General features: G+C 69.5%; 14 protein-coding genes. 2 read left to right on the forward strand and 12 right to left on the reverse strand.

The features are described 5' to 3' along the window. The first annotated feature begins 19 nt into the window (after positions 1 to 19). Positions 20 to 1,021 carry a helix-turn-helix transcriptional regulator gene (locus IPT68_RS00205; RefSeq protein WP_189702153.1) on the forward strand — a complete coding sequence of 334 codons (1,002 nt, stop codon included), beginning with the start codon at positions 20 to 22 and terminating at the stop codon, positions 1,019 to 1,021. A 35-nt stretch (positions 1,022 to 1,056) separates the two neighbouring features. On the opposite strand, the gene IPT68_RS00210 is transcribed toward IPT68_RS00205, so the two are convergent. The 8 genes from IPT68_RS00210 to IPT68_RS00245 all read right to left on the reverse strand — a co-directional run bounded on the left by IPT68_RS00210 (position 1,057) and on the right by IPT68_RS00245 (position 12,428). Further along, on the reverse strand, positions 1,057 to 1,641 hold the full coding sequence (locus IPT68_RS00210) for an LOG family protein (RefSeq protein ID WP_189702152.1): 585 nt from the start codon (positions 1,639 to 1,641) through the stop codon (positions 1,057 to 1,059). Between the two features lie 14 nt (positions 1,642 to 1,655). Beyond that, positions 1,656 to 2,972, reverse strand: coding sequence for a Zn-dependent hydrolase (locus IPT68_RS00215; RefSeq protein ID WP_189702151.1), 1,317 nt, complete (start codon positions 2,970 to 2,972; stop codon positions 1,656 to 1,658). A gap of 186 nt (positions 2,973 to 3,158) precedes the next feature. Next, the gene (locus tag IPT68_RS00220) at positions 3,159 to 5,090 is read right to left on the reverse strand and encodes a M13-type metalloendopeptidase (protein WP_189702150.1); all 1,932 of its coding nucleotides are present in this window, start codon (positions 5,088 to 5,090) and stop codon (positions 3,159 to 3,161) included. Then, the gene (locus tag IPT68_RS00225; protein ID WP_189702149.1) at positions 5,087 to 6,298 is read right to left on the reverse strand and encodes a cupin domain-containing protein; all 1,212 of its coding nucleotides are present in this window, start codon (positions 6,296 to 6,298) and stop codon (positions 5,087 to 5,089) included. Before IPT68_RS00225 ends, IPT68_RS00220 begins: the two co-directional genes overlap by 4 nt. 378 nt (positions 6,299 to 6,676) lie before the next feature. Next, a complete protein-coding gene (locus tag IPT68_RS00230; protein ID WP_189702148.1) occupies positions 6,677 to 7,186 on the reverse strand; it encodes a DinB family protein in 510 nt (169 codons plus the stop codon). A 21-nt stretch (positions 7,187 to 7,207) separates the two neighbouring features. Then, positions 7,208 to 8,389: a cupin domain-containing protein gene (locus tag IPT68_RS00235; RefSeq protein WP_189702147.1), complete on the reverse strand. Its 1,182-nt coding sequence runs from the start codon at positions 8,387 to 8,389 to the stop codon at positions 7,208 to 7,210. Between the two features lie 45 nt (positions 8,390 to 8,434). Then, positions 8,435 to 10,456, reverse strand: a complete 2,022-nt coding sequence (locus tag IPT68_RS00240; RefSeq protein WP_189702146.1) for a carbamoyltransferase C-terminal domain-containing protein — start codon at positions 10,454 to 10,456, stop codon at positions 8,435 to 8,437. Next, entirely contained in the window at positions 10,443 to 12,428 is a 1,986-nt protein-coding gene (locus IPT68_RS00245; RefSeq protein WP_189702145.1) for a S9 family peptidase, read from the reverse strand. The genes IPT68_RS00240 and IPT68_RS00245 overlap by 14 nt, the downstream gene beginning before the upstream one ends. A gap of 182 nt (positions 12,429 to 12,610) precedes the next feature. Here IPT68_RS00245 and IPT68_RS00250 point away from each other — a divergent pair, with 182 nt between their 5' ends. Further along, positions 12,611 to 13,981, forward strand: coding sequence for an MFS transporter (locus IPT68_RS00250; protein ID WP_189702144.1), 1,371 nt, complete (start codon positions 12,611 to 12,613; stop codon positions 13,979 to 13,981). Between the two features lie 1,145 nt (positions 13,982 to 15,126). Here the strand turns inward: IPT68_RS00250 and IPT68_RS00255 are convergent. From IPT68_RS00255 to IPT68_RS00270, 4 genes are all read right to left on the reverse strand, one after another. Continuing rightward, positions 15,127 to 15,849, reverse strand: a complete 723-nt coding sequence (locus IPT68_RS00255; protein ID WP_189702143.1) for a transposase family protein — start codon at positions 15,847 to 15,849, stop codon at positions 15,127 to 15,129. After that, complete coding sequence (locus IPT68_RS00260) at positions 15,752 to 16,183, reverse strand: helix-turn-helix domain-containing protein (RefSeq protein WP_194074039.1); 432 nt, start codon at positions 16,181 to 16,183, stop codon at positions 15,752 to 15,754. Before IPT68_RS00260 ends, IPT68_RS00255 begins: the two co-directional genes overlap by 98 nt. A 72-nt stretch (positions 16,184 to 16,255) precedes the next feature. Further along, positions 16,256 to 16,768 (reverse strand): hypothetical protein, encoded by a 513-nt coding sequence (locus tag IPT68_RS00265; RefSeq protein ID WP_189702141.1) that lies wholly within the window; start codon positions 16,766 to 16,768, stop codon positions 16,256 to 16,258. Between the two features lie 131 nt (positions 16,769 to 16,899). Continuing rightward, positions 16,900 to 17,613: a Type 1 glutamine amidotransferase-like domain-containing protein gene (locus tag IPT68_RS00270; RefSeq protein WP_308438845.1), complete on the reverse strand. Its 714-nt coding sequence runs from the start codon at positions 17,611 to 17,613 to the stop codon at positions 16,900 to 16,902. Positions 17,614 to 17,834: the final 221 nt, after the last annotated feature.

Below are 17,834 nucleotides of genomic sequence, written 5' to 3' on the forward strand. Positions count from 1 at the left end.
ATGATCCGGAGAGGCTTGGATGCTTAACTTACTCGGCCTCGATGCGGTGGCTGAATCCGTGTACCGCGGGATTCTGGACAGACCGCAGGATGTCGACGATTTGTGCGACCGGCTGAAGCTGACCGAGAAAGAGATTCGCGACGCACTCGACCGGCTCAGCGAGATGGCACTGGTACGTCCCTCCACGGAGGATCCCGGACAGCTCCACGCGGTCAGTCCGCACGTCGGCATGGAGATACTGCTCGCCCGCCAGCAGGCCGAACTTGCCTCTCAAAAGCAGCGGCTGGAGGCCAGTCGGGCCGCCGCCGCGCAACTCATCCTGGAGTACGACGACCGGCGTGCCGACGCCGGCAGCGCCGAGGCGGGTGTGCGCTACCTGGAGGGCATCGACTCCATCCGCGACCACCTCGCCGTTCTGCGCGAACAGGTCGTCCGCGAACTGCTCACCTTCGCTCCCGGGGGCCCGCAGACCCAGGCCAACATGAGTGCTTCCCGACCGCTCAACCAGCAACTGCTGGAGCGTGGCGTGCAGATGCGCACCGTCTACCTCGACTCCATCCGGAGCTGTACCGACACCATGAAGTACGTGCACTGGCTCACCGAACACGGTTGCCAGGTCCGTACCGTGCCGTCGCTGCCCAACCGGATGATCATCTATGACCGCAAGGCTGCCATCATCGCCGCCCATACGGAGAACACCGCGGCCGGGGCCATGCAGCTCACTTCCCAGGGCGCGGTGACCACCTTGCACGCCTTGTTCGAAAGCGTGTGGCAGTCCGCGGAACCGGTGGTCCGTCAGGCTCGTCCGACTCCGGGCGCCTTGAACCGGCAGCAGGCCGAAGCCCTGCGGCTGCTCGCCCAGGGCCTCACCGACGAGGCGATCGCCAACCGGCTCGGTGTTTCGCCGCGTACCGCACGCAGGATCGCCTCCGGTCTGATGGACGTCCTTGACGCCGACAGCCGATTCCAGGCCGGGGTGCACGCCGTTCAGCGCGGCTATCTGCCGTCCACTCCGCTGTAGCGGGGCGGCGGCCGGCCGTGGCCCCGGCGCCGGTTTCACGTCGAGGCCAGTACGGCCTGTTCGGGCGCGCCCAGCAGGTCCAGGGCCTGTTCGGTGGTCTCCGCGCTGCAAACCAGGTTCCGCTCTCGCGCGGTCAGAAAGCCCTCGGTCACCAGGTGATCCAGCATCGTGAGCATCGGGTCGTAAAAGCCCTGGTGGTTGACCACCACGACCGGCTTCTCCATCAAGGAGAGCTGGTTCCATGTGGCCACTTCCATCAGTTCGTCCAGCGTGCCGATCCCGCCAGGCAGTACCGCGAAGCCGGAGGAGAGCTTGTACATCAGTGCCTTGCGCTCGTGCATGGACCGCACCACGAAAATCGTGCCGCGTGCCTGGTCGGCCCGCTCACGCTCGTGCAGGCTGCGCGGCAGCACGCCGGTGACTGCGCCACCGCCCGCCAGCACACCGTCGGCAACCGCACCCATCACGCCCACTCCGCCGGCTCCGTACACCAGGTCCCGGTCGCGACGCGCGAGCGCCCGCCCGAACTCGTAGGCGTACGCCACATGGTCCTGGCGGGCCCCTGGGCGGGCACCGCAGAAGACCGCGATCCGCTCATTGGTGGTGACCAGCGTCTGCATGGCTCCTCGATTTCTCAGTCGACTGGCTGGCCGTGTCCGGTCAGCGGTTTGCGATCCGTGCAGGCCACCTGCAGTGCAGTGCGCAGCAGGACCCGTGCTCCGGCGACCAGGTCGTCCGGCGCGGTGTCCTCCTGGGGCACATGGCTGATCCCGCCCAGACTCGGAACGAAGATCATTCCGATCGGTGCGATGTCTGCGACGACCTGAGCGTCATGGCCCGCTCCACTGGGCAGCCTCTCGTGCGGCAGGCCCAGCCCGTCCGCGCTTGCCTCGATCGCCGCGCACAACGTCGGGCTGGTGGACACCGGGTCCGACCGGGTCTCGGCGACCACCTCGATCTCGGCGCCGGTGGAGACCTCGATCGCCCGCAGCATGCGGCGCAGCGCCTCCTCGGCGTCTGCCATTTTCCACACGGCCGTGTCCCGCAGGTCCACCGTCAGGCGCACAGTGCCCGCGATGGTGTTCGGGGTGTTGGGGTACGGGTCAACTCTGCCGACCGTCATCACGCGGCACAGCCGGCGCTCCCGTGCCAGGTGCTCGGCCGCCAGGACTATCCGCGCCGCTGCCGTCATCGCGTCCTGCCGGCCTTTCATCGGGCTGGTTCCCGAGTGCCCGGCAGTGCCGCGCACCTCCACGGTCAGCACGGTACGGCCGGTGATCGCCTCCACCACGCCGATCCGGTTGCCGCTGCGCTCCAGCACCGGCCCCTGCTCCACGTGGAGTTCGAGGTACGCGGCGATCGAGCCGGCCGGCCAGCCGGCGCTGCCCAGCGCGTTCAGGTCGCCGCCCGCCAGCCGCAGTGCCTCACGCAACGGCCGTCCGTGGTGGTCGCACGGATCCTGCGGCAGCGAGGCCAGCCTGCCGGCGATCGCCATCGAACCCCAGAATGGCTGTGGGAACAGTGCCCCCTCCTCATTGGCGAAGGCCACCGCGACCGGCTCGTGCACCGGTTTCAGTCCGGACTCGGTGAACGTCTGCAGCACCTCCAGGGCGGCCAGCACCCCGTACGCGCCGTCCAGTCGGCCGCCGTTGACGACGGTATCCAGGTGCGAGCCCATCATCAGCACTTGGTCGCCGCCCTCACCGGCGGCACCAGAGCGGATCACGATGTTCCCGGCTGCGTCCACCGACGCGACGAGCCCCGCTGCCCGGGACTGCTGCATCAGGTACGCCCGCGCCTGGCGGTCGGCGACACCGAATCCCTCTCGGGTGATCCCGCCCGTTGTCCCGTCCGCGCCGATCCGTGCCAGCTCGGCGATGCGCTGCAGCAACCGGTCCGGGTCGATGTCCAGCGTGAGCTGCCCGTCGCGCTCCAGGACCTGGTCGCTCATCACGGGAGAATCCCTTCTGCAGTCCTTGTGGGGCCGGTGGCGGCCTGTCGGTCACGGTGGGTGCCTGGCCGTGGTCGCGGTGGTGCGGTGGCACCTGCTGCGACTTCGCCGTGGACCGGGCGATCGGGCCGACCGGCGCAGCTGCCGGGCCCGGGGCGGCACGATGGTGGGCCCACAACACTCATGTCAGTTCCCCTCCACGGCTATCAGCGAGAACCGGTCTGCCTGCCGGATGTGCATGCCGTCGCCCTCGCGCACCCCGAAGGCCTCGTAGAAGGCGGGGATGTGACCGAGGACGCCGTTGCAGCGGAACTGGGGCGGAGCGTGGGGGTCGTTCTCCAGGCGTTCGCGTGTCCGCTCCGGGGTGCGCTTGCCCCGCCACATCGTCGCCCACAGGAGGAAGAACCGGCGCATCTGGTGCTGTCGCTCGGCACCGGTGGTGCCGCAGGCCGTGAGGTGGTCGGCGAACGCGGCCTGCGCGACGGCCAGCCCGGTGATGTCGGCGATGTTCTCGTCCAGCGTGCGCGCCCCGCTCACCCGCCGCCCGTGTGATCCCTCGGGTGCGTAGCGGTCGTACTGGACCACCAGCGGTGCGGTCCTGCGGTCGAACTCGGCGTGGTCCGCGCCCGTCCTCCAGGCGCGCACGAGGGCGTGCGACATCTCGTGGCAGACGATCGAGCCGAGCACCGCGTGGTCACGGGCTGGATCACCGCCCGCGGTGAACACCGGCGGTCGCAGCAGCCCGGCCGGGACCACCACCTGGTTCAGCCCGTGTCGGTAGTACGCCGTGACCGCCTGCGGCAGCACCCGCCACTCCGAGTGGTCCAGCGGGCCCACCAGCCGGCTGAGCTGACGGGCCAGTTGCCGCGCCCGGCCTCGCTTGACGTTGCCGATGAGGTCGCCCGGGTCGGTGACCAGCGGCACGGGGTCGGTCGCACCGCTCGGACCGCCGATCTCGAACCGCATGGAGTCCAGCAGGGCCACAGCCGCCCGGCGGGTGTCGGGCCGCATCCACCCGGCCTGCTTCAGACTGTCGCGGTAGGTACCGGCCATGCGGGTCACCAGGTCCGCGGCACGGGCGCGGGTGTGTGGGTCCAGGTGGGCGCGCAGGTACCGCTCGCCCACCAGGTCGCCCGCCGCGGTCTGGACGAACGCGGTGGCCCGCAGCCGGCGTGGCCAGGGCCAGCGGGCACCGGTCAGGTCCCGCCAGTAGAAGTTGAAGTGCTCGGTGAAGACCCTGCGCGAACCGAACGGGGCCATCTCGTGGACGTACCGCCAGGCGAGCCAGAGCCGCAGGGAGTCGAGCGAGGTGGTGGCCCACCAGTGCTCCAGGGCAGGCAGGAAGCCGTTCGGGCGCAGCCGCACCCGGGCCGCGCCCGGCACCTGGCCGAGTTCCTCCAGCCAGGCGGACCAGGCAAATCCGTGGTTTCGCCCGGCCAGTTCGGCGGCGGTGGCCGGGCATGTCCGCGCCGCGGCGCGAGAGGTGCTGTCCGGCGGTGCGTGCCCGCCGGACAGCGCCGTCTCGGCCCGCAGGACGCGGGACGCGGCCGTTTCGGCATCGGGCAGCCCGGCGAGGGAGAGCATCGTCGCCACATGGACGAAGTACCGCTCGCGCAGGCGCTCGCTGCGCGCCTCGCGGTACAGCAAGGCGGAAGGCAGGCCGAGGCCGGATGGAGAAAGTTCCAGCAGGTATCCCCGCGTGTCGGCGGCGACGCGCAGATCGACGGCGCCGGTGATGCCCTGTGCCTGCAGCCGGCCCAGCACCCGGGCGAGCGCCTGCCGGTCGGGGGCGCGACGGATCTGCTCCAGGTCCCCGGTCAGGGCCGATGCGCCCAGCTCTTCGATCCGCCGCTCGTCCATGAAGCTCGTGTACAGGTCGGCGATGCGGCAGCCGTCGGCGTCCTGGCCGGGGCTGGAGATCATGGCGGCGACCTCGTCCTGCACCTGTTCGGCCAGCAGCGACAGCATGGTCGCCTCGGCCCGGTGCCCGGGCAGTACGAACCCGTCCGTCCAGCGTCCTGCCGTGTACCGGTAGAAGTCGTCCTGCGGCCGCACGGACTGGTCGAGTTCGGTGTCGAGTCCGGCGTCGATGGCTGTGTGCACGGCGGAGGTGGTCATCGGGCCGTGCTCTTCGCGGGGGCGGCGGCCGGTTCCAGGACGCCGAGGCGGGTCAGGGACTCGGCCGCGCGGACCGAGCGTGTTACGGCGGCGTCCTTGAGCAGTTCGCCTGCTGCAACTGAGCCGCCCGTCTCCAGTCGGCGCAGGGTACGGGCTATCCCGTCCGGTACGGCCAGCGTGTGGCCGTTGACCGACAGACGGGTCCGGCCGCCATCGCTCGGGCCGATCTCGACGGGGACAGAGCTGCGCCGCAGCGGGGCCTCGGGGGTGAGTTGGGCGAGCTCGGCCAGTCGTTGGAACTCGCGGGTCCGTCCGGCGCCACCATGGTTTCGGCCGGCATCGGCCAGCCGTACCGTCTCCGCGGCGGGGGCGAGCGCTGCCAGTCGATCGCGCAGCAGAGCGATCATCTCGGTGAGCGCGGCTGCGGCCTGTTCCGGGTTGTCGCCGCCCAGATGAGGGAATCCGTCGAAGGCCTCGTCGGCCACCAGCGTGTCCACCGTCTCGCGCAGCAGGTCGCGCCAGCCGCGGAGCGCGACGGTGACCGACACGTGCAGGGAGACCTGCTCACCCGCGGCGGCGGCGTGCGGGGTGCCGTACGGCAGGTACAGCACGTCGCCGGGGTGCAAGGTGGTCTGGAGCGTGGGCTCGCCGAGCTGTTCGGCGCTGTAGGTGATGCTGTCGCTGCGACGCCCGGCCGGCGGCTGCCAGATCCGCCAGTCCTTGGTGCCCTCGGTCTGGACAACGAACACGTCCACCGGGTCGTGGTGCGCAGCGTACCCGTCACGGCCGGCCGGGGTCAGGAAGGCCACCGTGTCCACGGGGGCGGCGAAGGCGCGGGTGAAGGCCTCCACCAGGTGGCGAGCGGACGGCAGGAAGTGGTGCAGGTAGTTCCAGGTCACCGTGCCGCCGGAGCGGAACAGCTCGTAGACCTGTTCGGGCACCACCGTCTCGGTGAGCGCGGTTCCTGGTTCGCTCACGACACGGGTGTAGGCCTTGCTGGACACGCCCTGGCCGTTTCTGGCCACCCGCAGGTAGGCGGGCCGGACGGCTTCCATGGCGACGAGATCATCGAGCCGGCGTACCGACAGCAGTTCCCGTGCGCGGGAGGCGTCGAGCGCTCCGCGGCGCAGCAGCGGCCGCTCGCCGAAGTGCTGGGAGAAGAAGCTTGTGGTGTCGCCCACCAGCTCTTCGAGGGTCCAGTCCTTCACGGGTCTCGTCCTCCCGAGGGATGTAGATGCGGCCAGAGGGGCAGCCGAAGCCGCCCCTCTGCCGATACCGGCAATTACTGGATGTTGACGTGGTACGCGGTGGCCAGCAGCTCAGCGGAGGTCTCGATGAACTCGATGTCGTCGAAGGTGTTCTCCATGACAATCAACTCCCTTTTTCTTTTGCCGAGTTGTTCTCGGCGTTGATGAAATAGTGCCGTGTGGCCGGGAGTTAGGTCAATGAGTTGCTGTGGTGTTCAACCGGAATTGTGCGAACGGTTGAACAGGCCGGAATCCGAGCGTGGAACGAAAAAGGGCCGCGTTCCCCCACTGGTGAAGTGGTGGGACGCGGCCGGTTCCGGGTTTTCTGCCCGGACGAATTCAGACGCCGGTGGTGCCGTCGATGCACTCGCGCAGGAAGTCGGCGTGCCCGTTGTGCCGGGCGTATTCGTGGATCATGTGCAGCATCACCCAGCGGAGCGAGACGTCGACGCCGCGCCGGTGTTCGCGCACCACCAGCTCGAGGGAGTCGGCGGCCCTTTCGACACGCCGGGCGTGCTCGACCTCGGCCCGCCAGGCAGCGAAGGCCTCGGACACCTTTGCGTCCTTGGTCTCGTACGCCGCCTGGAAGTCGACGTTTTCGGACCACACCAGCGGCAGGTCGTGCTCTGCGCCGACGACCCGGCGGAACCAGGCTCGTTCCACCTCGGCCATGTGCCGGACCAGGCCCAGCAGGGACAGGGTGGACGGTGCCACGGACCGGATGCGCAGTTGGACGTCGCTCAGGCCGGCGCATTTCAGCTCCAGCGTCTGGCGGTGGAAGTCCAGGTGGCAGCGGAGCATCCTGCGCTCGTCGGCGATGGTGGGCGGGGGGATCCGTTCGACGGTCATGGCCTCACCCTGTCGGGCGGCTCACGCAGCGGCCTCGAGCAGACCGATCCGCGCCAGGCCCTGCGCCATCCGGGTCGCACGCTCGGCGGCCACCCCCGGGAAGACGTCGGCGGCGGCCGTCTCCTGGCCCGCTGCCATGCCTGCCAGGATGTCGGCCACCGGTGCCGGTACGGCGATCCGGTGGCCGTTGACGGTGAGCTGAACCCGTCCGTCGGCGGGCGTGCCGAACTCCACCACCGCATCGGTGCGCCGCATCGGGGCGTCCGCCTCCAGGGCATCCAGCCGTGCGGTGCTGAGGAAGGTGTGCCCGGCCGAGTTGCCCGGCATCCGCCGGCCCAGCTCCGCCAGCCGGTCAAGCTCCGAGCCCGGCGCCACCGCGGTCAGTCGCTCGGCCACCGCCCGCAGCTTCTGTGCGAACAGGGCCTCGGTGCCGGCCTCCCGGTCCGCGCCGATGAAGGGGAACTCGTTGAACTGCGGTTCGCGGACCAGTTCCTCGAAGGTCTGCTTGAGCAGGTCCTTCCACATCCGCGGGCGGACCATGATGGACAGGTGCACCGAGGCCAGTTCCTCGGCCGCCGCCGCGTGCGGCGTGTCGTAGGGCAGGTAGAGCACGTCGCCCGGCTCCAGGAGCACGTCGATCACCGGCTCGCCGAGCTGCTCGGCGGTGTACGAGGCGGCCTCGCCCTTGCGAACCTCGGCCGGGTTCCACAGCCGCCACCGCTTGGTGCCCTCCGTCTGCACGATGAACAGGTCCACCGGGTCGTGGTGCGGGGAGAAGCCCTGTTTGCCCGCCGGGGTCAAGAAGGCCACGCAGTCGGTCTTGGCGCCGAACCGGTCGCTGATGACCCGGGTGAAGGAACGCAGCGAGGAGTCCAGGTGGTTGAGGGAACTCCACACGATGGTGGCGCCGGCCCGGAACAACTCATACACCTTCTCCGGCACGATGGCGTCGGTGAGGTCGGTGCCCTGGACGGTGACGGTCTGGGTGAATCCCTGGTCGGGGACTCCGGCGCCCTTGAGGTTGGCCCGCAGATAGGGCGGGCGGATGACCTCCAGCTGGACGAGCTCGTCCAGCCGGCGCAGCGAAAGGATCCCTTGGGGGTCCTTCAGTGCACCCTTGCGCAGCAGCGGCTTCTTGTTGAAGTACTCGGCGAAGAATTCTTTTTCGTCGCCGACCAGGTCGGCGAATGTGTGGCTCGTCATGCCGAAATTCCATTCCAGGTGGCCCGGTTCGTCCGGGAGCAGGGGTCAGTGACGGAGGGCGGGCGCGTCGCCGAAGACCGTCCCGGGGCCGTGGTCGCGGCGGAACTGGTCCAGGTTCTGCTCGAAGGCGGGATCCTTGGCCGCCAGACGCTCGGCCAGCAGCCGGACCCGGTTGGGTGTCCAGGTCTGCGGGTCGGCCAGGAGCTGCGGGGTGCCGGTCAGCAGCAGCATGCCGGCCTCGGTGTGGCCCCGCTGAAGCCAGGAACGCCAGATCGCGTCGCGGTCGGCCTCCTGCCCGGCGAAGAAGGCCGTGGCCCTGGGGTGCGGTCCGGTGGGCAGCGAAGCGTCGGGGCGGTCCGCCGTGCGCAGCACCACACGCCGCCCGGTCAAGTAGGCGATCCGGATGCCCTTGCGGACCGCGAAGTTCAACGCCTCGGCGGCGGTGTCCACGATGGGCTCTGCCTTGTCGTTGAGGGAGGTGTTGCACACGATGGGCACTCCGGTGGCTGCCCAAAAGCCCTCGATCGCCCGGTGCAGCAGCGGATTGTCCTCGGCGGTGAGGGTCTGGTGGCGGGCTGTCCCATCCAGGTGCAGCACGGCCGGCACCTGCTCCCTGACCTCCGTGCGGACCCGGGCGGCCTCCAGCATGTAAGGGGAGGGCCGGTCCTGCTCGAACCACTCGTGCGCGTACTCGGCCAGCACGATCGGGGCGACCGGCCGCCACCACTGACGCTGCTTGTACTCGTTGAGCCGGTCCTTGGTCTTCTCCGAACGCGGATCGCCGAGCAGGCTGCGGTGGCCCAGGGCCCGCGGCCCCATCTCGGCCGCCCCGTCGGCCCAGACCAGCACGTCGTCGGCGAGGTCTTCGGCGAACTGCTCCGGCGTGAAGGCGGACACCTCCTCGACGTACGGGGCGAACGCCGTGAGCGCCGCGTCCACGTCGGCTGTGCGCAGTTCGTTGCCCTGGTAGGCGGTGGCGATACGCAGATCCGCCTCGTCGAAGGCGCCCGTGCCGTACAGGCCGAGCAGGCCGAGGCCGAGCGCCACCCCGGAGTCATTGGCGCAGGGCGGGGTCAGCAGGCCGCGGAAGCCGAATCGGTCGAGCATGTGCGTGTTGGCCTGCACGTTGAGTGCGAAACCGCCGCTGATGGACAGGTAGCAGTCCTCGGGCCGTACCCCGCCCAGCGCGCACAGCTTCTCGATGGTGCGGACGGTGATCAGCTCGCAGCACTCCTGCACCACCTTCATCACGGCGCTGTGCAGGTTCTCCTCGGCGGTGAACCGGGCGTCCGGGGCCGACCCGCCGAGCTGCCGCCCCGCCTCGGCCAACACCCGCTTCACCAGGCCGAAAGCCGCCGCCCAGGGCTGCACATGGCCGCCCGGAAGGCTGACCTGCGCGATCTCGGCCGCGGCGTCGAAGACGATCGCCGTGTCGCAGGCCGAGGCCAGTGCCATCAAAGTGCCCGGCTCCTTGCCCAGCAGCCGATCAGCCGCGTGATACAGCGGGGCGGGCGACTCGACCGAGGTGAACTGCAGCGTGCCGCGCACTGATACGCAGCCGGCATAGTAGGCGGGCGGCAGTTCCCGCTCCAGAACCAGGTCGGGGGCGGCGTCCACCGCCATCGCGATGATGTTCGCCTCCTTGAACAAGCGGGTGTCCAGCAGCAGTCCGCTGAACAGGTGCGCCAGGCTGTGCACCGGCAGTGCCTCGGCGCCCTCGGGCACCGGCAGCGGCGCGTACCCGGGCAGGCCCGGAGTGCCCCAGCTCACCGAGACGTCGGCGAGGGTCAGCCCCTCACCGGCCAGCAGATGGCTGAGGAAAGCCTCGGCCCGCTCAGGGGTGTAGAGGGGCCACGAGTGGTGCTTCTGCCCGCTGATCCGCTCCAGCTCCCAGTGCCGTACCAGTTCCACGGAGCCGGGGCTGCGCCGCCACAGGGACATGTTGTGGTCGTGGCGCGGGGAGATGACAGCCCGTTCGCCGGGCGGCGTCAGGTAGGTGGAAAGGATGTATTCGACGGCGGGATCCGGTTCCGCGTGCGGACGCGGACGGGGTTCAGAGTGCGGCACGGTCGTCCTCCTCGGTCATGTAGCGGGACCACCAGCCGAGAATCGCCTCGTAGCGGGCGACGCGGTGGCTGGGCAGACCGGTGCGGGACATGTCGTGCCCCTCGCCGGGGAACAGCAGCATTTCGACCGGGACACCTCGCATCTTCAGCGCCACGAACATCCGCTGCGCCTGTTCCATCGGTGTGTGCCGGTCCTCCTCGGACTGGATGAACATCATCGGGATCTCGATCTGGTCGACGTAGGTGATCGGGCTGATCTCCGACCACCGCTTCGGATCCGCCCCGTACAGTGCGATCGAGTTGTTGACCCCGTCATCCGCCGAACCGAAGTGGCTGTCGATGGCGTAGCAGCCACGCTCGCCCATCGCCGCCCGGAACCGCTCGCCGTGGTGGGCCGCCAGCCAGGCGGACATGTAGCCACCGAAGGAGCCGCCCTGCACCCCCACCCGCCGGGAGTCCAGGTCCGGTTCCTGCAACGCGGCATCCAGCAGAGCCAGCAGGTCGGGAGCGGTCTTGAAGGCCAGGTCGTCGGCGGCCCACCGGCCGTGCGCCTGCCCGTAGCCGGAGGTGCCGCGCGGGTTGCCGAGCACCACCGCGTAGCCGGCCGCCGCGTAGACCTGCGCCTCCTCGAAGGAGGCGGGGCCGTTGAGCGTATAGCCCCATTGCGTGTACGGGCCCCCCTTGATCTGGAGCAACACCGGGTGCGGGCCGGGCCCAGCCGGGCGGACCAGCCAGCCCTGGAGCTCGTAGCCGTCCGGGGCGTACGCGGCGAACTCCTGCACCGGCCGTAGGTTCGCGCGGGCCCGCAGGTCAGCTCCGAAGGAGGTGAGCTCCCGTTCTACCCCCTCGTGCAGCACCATGAGGTCGCCGGCGCTGTCGGCACTGGACATCACGGCGGCCACGGTCACGCCGTCGGCGCTTTCCGCCACCGCGAAACCATTGACCTGGCGGCGGCCGGTGATAACCGGTTTCGCCTCGCCGCCGTCGTAGGGCACCAGGATCAGGTGCACCTCACCGTGCCAGTCGTTGGCGAAGTACACGCCGTCCCGGGCCGGCTGAATCATCAGCGACGAAAAGCTCAGGTGATACGGCTCCGGGTCGGTCAGCCGTACCGGCTCTGCGGAGCCGTCCGCGGGCACCGACCACAGCCCGTAACTGCTGGCGCCCACGGCCCGGTTGTCCTCAGTGAGGGTCTCCGCGGCAAAAACCACCACCGTTCCGTCGGGAGAGAACAGCGGACAGCTCATCTCCAGGCCGCCATGGGTGAGCGGACGCAGACCCCGGCCGTCCGGGGCGCAGACCCATACATCCCGCCGCAGATCGTCGGCGTGCGTGTCGTGCCGGCCGGAGACGAAGGTGAGCAGGGTGCCGTCCGGGCTCCAGGACACCTCGTCGTGGTCGAAGGAGCCGCTGGTGACCTGGACGGCGCCCGGGATGCGGGTGAACGGCAGCGAAGCAAACGGGTCGGTGACGAAGACATGGCGCGGCCGGTCGAAGGTGAAGCCCTGGCCGTCGGCCATGTAGCGCAGGTCGGTGATCCGGCGCGGCCGCTCCCTCCCGGGAGGCACGCCGGGCAGATAACGGCCCGGTTCGGGCACTCGTGCCGTATATGCCAGCCGGGATGAGTCCGGGCTCCACACCGGCCGGCCGGCACCGAGCGGGAGATCCGTCACCGGGAAGGGGTCACCGCCGTCCATGGGCAGCAGGTGCACCTGGGCGGGCCCGCCGCCGGGCAGCGGCCGCAGGAAGGCCAGCCAACGCCCGTCGGGAGAAAACGCCGGGGCGCCGTCGAACGGGCCCTTGGTGAGCCGGCGGGCCGGTGCGGACCCGTCGGTCGCGGCCACCCACAGCTCCGTCGCGTTGGCATCGGCGGCCAGGTCGGGTGCCGTCACACTGACGGCGGCCAGACGTCCATCGCCGGACAGGGTGGGCCGTCCCATAATTCGCAGCAGATCGATATCCGTAGGGAGCATGCAAGAAAGGTAGAAGTGGAATTCCTGTCGGCTCAACTGCGTTCAACTGCTCTGCTCAACTGTCCAAAACGGCCGGTTGAGCAGAGCAGTTGGCAGCCGGCCCGGGCTCCGGCACCATCGGACGCTCCGGCAATGCGAGCCATGCGAGCGGCTGCGAAAAAAGGGAAAAGGTGAGGTTCCCGGTGAGGTTCCCAACAAATGGCCCCCTGGCGAATCCGGGTTTCCGGCGGCTGTGGACCGCCGGATTCGTCTCGGAAATCGGCGACTGGATGTTCATGATCGCCATGCCGGTGTACGTGTACCAGCTCACCGGTTCGGTCACGGCCACCGCAGCCAACTTCATCCTGGAGCTGCTGCCCGGCCTGGCGCTGTCCCCCGTGGCCGGAGTCCTCGCCGACCGCTGGGACCGACGCCGCCTGATGGTCGGCGTCAGCACGCTCCAGATCGTCGCACTGCTGCCGCTGCTCGCCGTCGACGGTCCCGGCCAGCTCTACCTGGTCAACCTGGTCACCTGCGTCCAAGCCGCCCTCGCCACGGTCTTCCAGCCCGCCAAGTACGCGCTGCTGCCCTCACTGGTCGAGCCTGCCGACATCTCCGCCGCCAACGGGCTGACCAGCCTCAACGGCAACCTGGCTCGGCTGCTGGGGGCCTCGCTCGGCGGCTTCGTGCTCGCCGGACTGGGCCTGCCCGGCATCCTGCTCATCGACGCAGCCTCCTTCCTGCTGGCCGTCCTGCTGCTCTCCCGTCCCTTCCCCGTACAGCAACCAGCCGCCGCCAAGGAGCGGGTCTGGCGGGCCTGGGCGGACGGCCTGCGCGAAATCAGAAACCGGCGCGGGCTGCGGCTGATGGTGCTGCCGGTGGGCCTGATCGGTCTGGCCCAGGGACTGTTCGCTGTCCTCTTCGTGGTCTTCGTGACCGAACGGCTGGGCGGCGGCGAGAGCGAGACCGGCCTGCTGCGCGGCATCCAAGCAGTGGGCGGCATGGTGGGCGGCGCCCTGGTCGGCACCCTGGCCCGGCGCACCGACCCCAGCCGGCTCCTCGGCTGGGCCCTGCTGGTCTTCTCCGCGATGACCGCGCTCACCTGGAACAGCACCTACCTGACCACCAGCATCGGCTTCTACGTGGTCCTGTTCGCAGTCCTGGGAGCGCCCGGCATCGGCGTCTTCGCCGGCCGCATGGCCATCGTCCAGATCCACACCTCCGACGCCACCCGCGGACGGGTCCTGGCCAGCTTCCAAAGCGTCTTCGACGGATTCCAGGCCCTCGGCATGATCCTCGCCGGCATACTCGCCGGCCCCCTCGGCCTCCCACTGACCCTCGACATCCAAGCTGCCCTGCTGGGCCTGGCAGGCCTGCTCGCCCTGTGGCACTTCCGACCCTCAGCCCAACCCACCCCCACCACCGGCCCGCCCGCTGACCCTGCCCCGCCCCACGCCTGCACAGCCCCTGCAGCCACCCCCGACAACACGACCCCAACAGCAGCTCCGCCCGCCGGCCGACCGGCGGGAGCAGCGCCAAAAAGGCAGGCCGAGACGATGAGGCGTGCACGGTGAGCAAAGTGGAGGCCGCCCGACATGCAAGCCGGTTGCAGCCGACGCCATGCGCGGCGGTCGCCGACCTCGTGCCCTGACGGGAAGATCAGCCGCTCGGCGACCGAAGCAGATCAACGGGCGGAGACGTCCGCTCCGACCGCTGCAGGCGTGGTGGCCGAACCTGTACGGATACGCAGACCGACCGACCAACAAGCGCGAAAACCCCAGCAGATCATACGCCGGGACAGTACCAGCTCGGTCCACAACCGGCAGGCAATAACGCCGCTCGCGACCGCCGACGGAAACCATGCACCGGTAACTGACCAGTTGCTCCACGCCGACGAAGACACGGTGCCGAACACGACCCACCGATTCAACGAGACCGGCCTGGCCTGCCCAGACCCTCGACGGGCGGAAGGCCATGGCCGCCCGCTCAGAACACCTAACAGAGTGCTGCAACTTGCCTTGAAATGCCAATGCCTGATGGGTCGTTAGCCTGCACATGAGAAGGGGCGAGCAACCGCCGTGGATCGGGACGCGATCCGCATCCGCTTCGCGACCGCCACCTGCGCGCCCTGCCCCGTGCGCGATCAGTGCACCCGATCCACCCAGTACGGGATCCAGGCGGTTGAGGTTGCGGACCGCGGCCAGCACGTGTGTCGAGTCCGTGCGCTGCCTCCCTCCGGAGCTGACCAGCCCCAGCTCGGCGAGGCGCTCCAGCAGCAGGTCCAGGACCCTCGCTTCCATGCCATGCGCCAGCAGCCGGGCCCGGATCCTCATGGCCAGGCAGCCCTTGGGGAACGCCGCGCGAGCCACATCCCGCGTCAGGGCGGGAACCTCCGCTCCTGAGTCCGAGCGCATCGACACCGCCGCACCCCCCAGTTCCCCGCGGCCGGACACCCAGCTCGTGCCCTTGAAACCGTCGCACAACACGCCCATGGCCCCGGACGCCGCATGCCCCGTGATCACGCTGGCTTCACGCGAATTGGGCAACAGGGTCATCGAGACCGACTACAACCGCAGGCGCCTGCGCAGGCACCCCGAGTGGGGCTACCTCACGCCCCACGAGACCCGCCAGCGCCACCACGAAACGAAACCAGACCACGCCCTCGCCACGTGGCAGAGCCTGAGCTGTCCCGAGTTTCGTAGAGTCCGGTGATCTTGTTTCAGGCGGACTGCGGGAACGGTTCCTGTTGTCGCCACCAGTTGCGTTCGCACTCGGCGGGCGGTACGTAGTCGAGGGCGGAGTGGAGCCGTTCCTCGTTGTACCACGCGGCCCACTGGAAAATCGCCCGCTCGACCTGGTCGAAGCCGGTATAGGGGCCTTGCATCTCGATCAGCTCGGCCTTGAACGTGCCGTTCAGCGCCTCGGCCATCGCGTTGTCATAGGAATCCGCGACCGAGCCGACGTGGAATCCGCGACCGAGCCGACGGACGCGGCGGCACCGACCGCGGCGAGCCGGTCGGTGTAGCGAATCGACACGTATTTTCGCGAAGCCGTGCTCGACCGCAGCGCGTTCGCGGCTGAGCAGCCGGTTCGCGTCCTTCTCCGCCTTGGTGAGGCGGTGGCCGCGGGTGGCCTTGCGGCCGGTGATGATCACCGGGTCGTCGTCGGAGTGGTCATCGAGGCCGACGAAGCCGAGGTCGGCCAGGGCTGCGAGCCCGGCCTTCCGCAGGTGTCCGGTGATCTTGTTGTGGCGGGCGGTGGTGGTCTCGCTGGAGCGGCCGGGCTTCGCCGCCGAGATCCAGATCAGGTTGGCCTTGTCATCGGTCAGGGCGAGAAATAGCAGGCTATGAGCCTTGTGTTTGCCGCTGCAATTCTTCCGGTTGTCCGTCCCGGTGCGGCGGCGGGTGCGGGTGCGGACGAGAGTGCCGTCCAGCAGCACCACGACAACCGCCGATCCTGGCGATCTTTTTCAGCGCCCGGTCCAGGCGCGGAGCCCGGGCGGCGAGCAGTTCGACGACCTCCTGCAGCCAGCGACGCACGGTGGAAGCGGAGACGTTGTTGCCGCCGGCCATGTCGGACAGGCGCTGGTCATGGCGGAGCACGGCGAGCACGATGACCGCCTGGTTACCCGGGTCCGCCTTCCGCCAGCGGGTGCCCCGCTGTCTGCGCCGGGCACGTATCAGGTCGGCGACGAGAGTGATGGTCGACTTCGACACCGGAAGCCGAACCTGATAGACAGCGTCACGCGAGCCCTCGGAGGGGCGGGATGCCTTCACACACACTCCAACTCCCGCTGCGGGCCGTCGCGTTACGCCCACAACCGGCCGGTCTGCCGCCGCCCCGATCGATCAGCGCGGCAGGTAGCGGCCCGCCCCGGTCCTCGCCAGCCGGCCCCGGTCGGACAACTTACGCAACTGACCACGGACCGGCTCGACCTTGCCCGGCGTCGTCTCGCGGCCCAGGGCGATCGCGACATCCTTGGCCATCACCGGCCCGCCCGCGCCGGCCACGATCTCCACGATCCGCCGGTACTCGGGCGTGAGGACCTCCACGCCCATGCCCTCGGCACGGTCCGGCACCAGCCGCATCCCGCCGGCTCCCGGCCCGACCACCACCCGCTCCGGCTCCGGCTCCGGCTCCGGCTCCGGCTCCGGCTCCGGCTCCGGCTCCGGCTCCGGCTCCAAGATCCTCGACTGTCGACGCCCGCCGTCCGTGGCCTCGGCCCACTGGCCGAACACCACTTCAGCGGCCTCCAGCCGGGCCACCTCCGACTCAATCCCGGCCAGTTCCTTGCGGAGCAGCTCGGCCCGATCCGCCAGCTCGATCCGCCGCTCGATCGTCCACGTCAGCACGTCCGTCATCCACCTCCCTCCCGCCGCGGAACCTACGGAATGCCCAGCCCCGTCGCCCGAGAACCCCGGAATCCGCCCCCGACGGACGATCGCCTGCTACTGATCACGCCCGCAACCAGCGCGAGCACACCATCCCCAGCTCAAGGGGCGAACAGCTTCCAGTGCCCCTCAGAGACGACTTCGACGCTGCTGTCGGTCACCTTGATGGCGGTCTCGTCGTCGATCGCGTACCCCGGTCGCGGGATCCCGGCGGCCCACTTCTGCGCGTTGGCCATGGAGTTGTCCGCGAGATTCTCGTGGTCCAGATGTGGGAAGATCGAAAAATCGACCATGCCCAGCGCACCGTCGCCACCGGTGGGCGGCTTCCAGACGTAGGACTCGCTGAAGTCCTTCCCGACGCTGGGGGCCATCACCATGCTCCCGGCGCTCGCTCCCACATAGACCGTCTCGCGTAGGGACGGCAGCAGGTCGGCCAGCCCGGACTGCCGCATCCAGTGACACAGATACAGGGCATCGCCACCACCTGCCAGCAGGACGTCGGCCTCTCGGACCCAGGGGAGCCACAGCTCCTTGCCGAGGCTGGGCAGCGCGGTGAGCTCCAGCACCCCCAGCGACTTCCAGCCCACTTCACACAGGGAGATGACGGATCGTCCACTGATGAACCGCCATGCCGAACCGACACCGCCGGGCATGGCATACACCGCGGTAGGAATGCACAGGGCGTTGGCCTCGGCAACCGGTTTGCCCAGCAGGTCGACCAGCGCGTCGTGGATGCTCGCGTTCTTGATGCCGGCGGATGTGAGAAGAAGCCGCACGATACCTCCCGATTCGAATGCGATGAAGCGGTCTGACATACAGACCTGGTACCACCGCGAAACTCATCGCTGCCGAACAGAATCCAGCTCCCGCAACAGGCCGCTTGCCGCGTAGGACCGCTCGGGCGCTTGCAGCACGCGCGAACAGCGGCGGGTTGGTTCCGGCGAACACGCCGTGGCAGGCGATCACCTGGTGGCGATCACGCCGCCGACCAGGGACGAGTACCGCGGCCACCGGTCACACCAGACCCGTGACCAGC

Origin of the sequence: Streptomyces chromofuscus, from assembly GCF_015160875.1 — a bacterium.
GTDB classification, from domain to species: Bacteria; Actinomycetota; Actinomycetes; order Streptomycetales; family Streptomycetaceae; genus Streptomyces; species Streptomyces chromofuscus.